The organism is Pantoea sp. ME81 (assembly GCF_903970985.1).
In the GTDB taxonomy this organism is placed as follows: domain Bacteria; phylum Pseudomonadota; class Gammaproteobacteria; order Enterobacterales; family Enterobacteriaceae; genus Pantoea; species Pantoea communis.
Map to the genome: position 1 here is coordinate 1 of NZ_CAJCKS010000289.1, position 3,848 is coordinate 3,848.

Genomic DNA, 3,848 nt, shown 5'->3' on the forward strand with positions numbered 1-3,848 from the left:
AAATACCAGGGACTCTTTGGCGGTGTTTTCGGTCTGGCGACCGTGGTGGGGCCATTACTGGGGGGCTTCATCGTCCAGCACGCCTCGTGGCGCTGGATTTTCTATATCAATTTACCGTTAGGGTTGTTTGCGCTGCTGATTATTAATGCGGTGTTTAAAGCTGATAACAAACGTAAACCGCATGAGATTGATTATCCCGGTGCTGTTTGCCTGAGTCTTGCGCTAGTGGGTATCACCCTGTTTACCAGTGAAGGCGGTACGTTGCGGGCATGGAGCGATCCGCAGTTGTGGTGCATCCTGGCGTTTGGTCTGGTCGGAGTGATTGGCTTTATCTACGAAGAACGTCGTGCATGGGAACCGATTATTCCGCTTGGGCTGTTCCGTAATCGCAGTTTTTCGCTCTCCAGTTTGATGGCTTTTATTGTCGGGATGTCGCTGTTTGGCAGCGTCACTTTCCTTCCGCTCTATTTGCAGGTGGTGAAAGGCTCAACCCCGACCGAAGCTGGGTTGCAGTTGCTGCCGCTGATGGGTGGGCTGCTGGTGACATCGATTATCAGCGGACGCATTATCAGTCGTACTGGTCGGTATCGTCTTTTTCCGATTGGCGGAACCTTGCTGGCGACGGTTGGGATGGCACTCATGACGACGCTGACGCTGCAATCCTCGCTGTGGCAGATTTATCTCTACGCCTGCGTGCTCGGAATGGGCATGGGGATGGTGATGCAGGTGTTAGTCCTGGCCGTTCAGAACAGTGTGACACCCGACCGTATTGGCGTCGCCACATCCTCTGTCACGTTGTTCCGTTCGGTGGGCGGTTCAATCGGGGTGGCGCTGTTTGGCGCGATGTTTAGTCACGTCTTGAAATCGGGTTTGACTGAATTGGTGGAAAAGGGCGATGTATTGCCCGCCACGCTGGACCCGAATGCCGTGCACCATTTGCCGTATGATGTGCAACAAGCGTATTTGCAGGTATTTAGCGCAGCGGTACATGCGGCATTCCAGATGGCGGCGGTGGTGATGGCGCTGGCCTTTATTTTGTCATTATTCCTGCCAGAGTCGCCGTTACGCAGTCAATCCAAACAATAAATTGATGCCCGCTTGCCACCATCGGCAGACAGATGCTGATGGTGGGATGAAATAGCAGCAGAGTTGGGCGAATTAATAACCTCCAAAGCGAAAATTGGCGAAGGAATATATAATTTTTATCCCAAATACATGATGTTACCTTTGCGTAAACTTAAGTAAAAAAGTAGAGGATTAAAAGAATTCAGCGGCGAGCTATTTATTTTTGCAACTTTTTTGCGGTATAAATCTCTAACCACTGTCTCCCTCAGCGAAAACGTCATCCCATGATCAACTCTGCGGCCAGAAAATTTATCGCCTGTCTGTTTGTTATTACCCTGGCAGGTTGCTCTTCCAAAACTTCTCATGCACCTGCGGAAGAGAGTGTCGATGCTTCAACCGATGGTGGTAAGCAACCCGATTTGATTCCCGTGATCGCGGCATTACACGACCAGATGCACTCATGGGAAGGCACCAAATATCAGTGGGGCGGCACGCAATTAAACGGTGTGGATTGCTCCGGTTTTGTCTGGCGAACCTTAAAAGATCGTTTCAATATTCCAATGGATCGTGTCACAACGCGCGAATTAATTGCCATGGGGCAGCCGGTTGATAAGGCGCACCTGCAACCCGGTGATTTAGTGTTCTTTCGTATCAAACACGAGTTACATGTTGGCTTTTATGACACCGACCATCAATTCCTCCACGCTTCGGTTAGCCAGGGCGTGATGCGCTCCTCACTGAATAATCCGTATTGGAAATCGGTATATCTGGAGGCGCGGCGTCTGCCACGAGAACAGAATTCGCAGATCAGCTTTAATTATAAAAATAAAGTGTGATGCAGAAAGTATCCCCGGCCTGGCGCCGGGGATTTTTTTATCAGAATTGATATGACACGCTAACCGAGAAGTTGCGCGGCTCACCGTAAACATAGTTGTTCATATAGGTGTAGTACTCACGGTCGAATAAGTTATCGACGTTAGCTTGCACCGCAACCTGTTTGGTGACCTGATAACGGGCAAACAGGTTTGCCAGTGGATAGCTTCCCTGATACACGCGCTGGGTGCTGCCATCTGGCGCGCTCACATCCTCAAACACGCGGTTTTGCCAGTTAATACCGCCACCGATGGTCAGGTCAGGCAACATCGGTACGTTGTATCGGGTAAACAGCTTGAACTGGGTTTGCGGTTGATCAGGGTTATAACGACCATCCGAATCACGCGCTACATAGCGCGTTGCGCCGAAGGTTAATTGCAGGTTATCGGTAAGCGCACCGTTTAGTTCAAATTCAGCGCCTTTGCTGCGTGCGCCCTTAGTGGCGGTGTAGGCCTGCTCGCTGCTGTTATTAACGTAGACGCCATCCTCTGCTGTCCCGACATTTTCTTGCTGAATGCGAAATACCGCAAAGGTTGCGGTCAAACGACCGTCATACCAGGCCGATTTTAACCCCGTTTCGTAGCTTTTTCCGGTAACCGGAGAAAGGTAGTGGCCTGAGCTATTGCGATAGGTTTGAGGCTGGAAAATCGACGTATAGCTGGCGTACGCAGACCAGGTATCGTTGATGTCATACACCAGACCGGCATACGGCGTGGTGTTGTGCTGGGTCATATCGCCGCTGCTACCGTTAGTGCTCCATTCGGTGTAGCGAGCACCAATAATCAGTGATAGTGGATCGGCCAATGAAATACGCGCGGCGGTATAAGCAGACTTCTGGCGAATGACATCATTGGCATTCAGATACCAACCTTGCCACTGCGGCTCAGCAAGATTGCCGTTCCAGTTGTTGTTAAATGGCCCCATATCAGCGGCGGTAATATCATATTCATCCAGGTCAGTGACGCCATCCTGGCTGTAAGTCTGGTTGTGCTGGCGGCTGTAACTCAAGCCAGCCATCAACTGGTGCTGACGGCCAAATAACTCAAACGGGCCGCTGGCGTAACCATCAACGGAGGTCAGTTCACGTTTACCACGGTCCAGGCTGCCGTAGCCGGTTACGCCTTCGCCGGTACTCTCGTCAGGGAATGCGCTATACAGGTTAAGCAACTTATCGCTAAAGGTATTTTTGGCATGGGTACCATTCACATGGAAGCTCCAGCCGTTATCGAAGTTATGCACCAGATCGGCGTAAACCTTCTGTATTTCAGTGTGATAGTAAGTCCAATCGGCGGCGGAGTTCAGGCTGCGGTTGTAGTGCGTAAGAGAACCGTTGCTATAGAAATCCGGTAAGCCACCCCAGGTAGGATCGCGCGTATCGGCCTTTTCGTAGTCATAACCTAATGAAAGGGTAGTATTAGCGGTGATATCCGCATCGACCACGCCATAAAGGAACTTCTTATTTTTATGATAGCGATCGAGCCAACTGTCCTGATCCTGATAACCCGTTACCACGCGCCCGCGGAGCGAACCTTCACTGTTCAACGGCCCGGCAATATCAGCGACATAGCGTTGTTTATTCCAACTGCCATAGCTGGCGCTGACCGAGCCAGTAAAATCTTTACTGTCGGCGTGTTTACGCACCATATTGACCGAAGCGGAAGGGCTGCCAGCCCCAGTCATCAGGCCTGTCGCGCCGCGTACCACTTCAATACGATCATAAATGGCGGTATCAGATGCCGCGTCACCGTAGTTCCAGTTATCACCCGTAGAAGTGGGGATACCATCAAAGGTGAAGTTAGTGATTTTGAAGCCGCGGGAATAGTATTCAGAACGTTCAGAATCCACCAAATTGCTGGTGATACCAGTGGTGTTATTCAACACGTCGGTGACAGTTTGCAACTGCTGGTCCT

At 50.8% G+C, this 3,848-nt stretch carries 3 protein-coding genes; 2 read left to right on the forward strand and 1 reads right to left on the reverse strand.

All coding sequences use genetic code 11. From position 1 onward, the window contains the following. Positions 1 to 1,086, forward strand: a 1,086-nt coding sequence (locus H7A81_RS26345; RefSeq protein ID WP_182059239.1) for an MFS transporter, incomplete at its 5' end; no start/stop codon positions are given. Between the two features lie 263 nt (positions 1,087 to 1,349). Next, positions 1,350 to 1,901, forward strand: coding sequence for a C40 family peptidase (locus H7A81_RS26350; RefSeq protein ID WP_034829917.1), 552 nt, complete (start codon positions 1,350 to 1,352; stop codon positions 1,899 to 1,901). Positions 1,902 to 1,941: 40 nt separating this feature from the next. Here H7A81_RS26350 and fhuE read toward each other — a convergent pair. Next, a partial coding sequence (gene fhuE / locus H7A81_RS26355) for a ferric-rhodotorulic acid/ferric-coprogen receptor FhuE (protein WP_182059240.1) occupies positions 1,942 to 3,848 on the reverse strand: 1,907 nt, incomplete at its 5' end.

Coding starts and splice junctions, on each gene's coding strand:
- H7A81_RS26350 (WP_034829917.1), top strand. CDS start 1,350: ATGATCAACTCTGCGGCCAGAAAATTTATCGCCTGTCTGTTTGTTATT.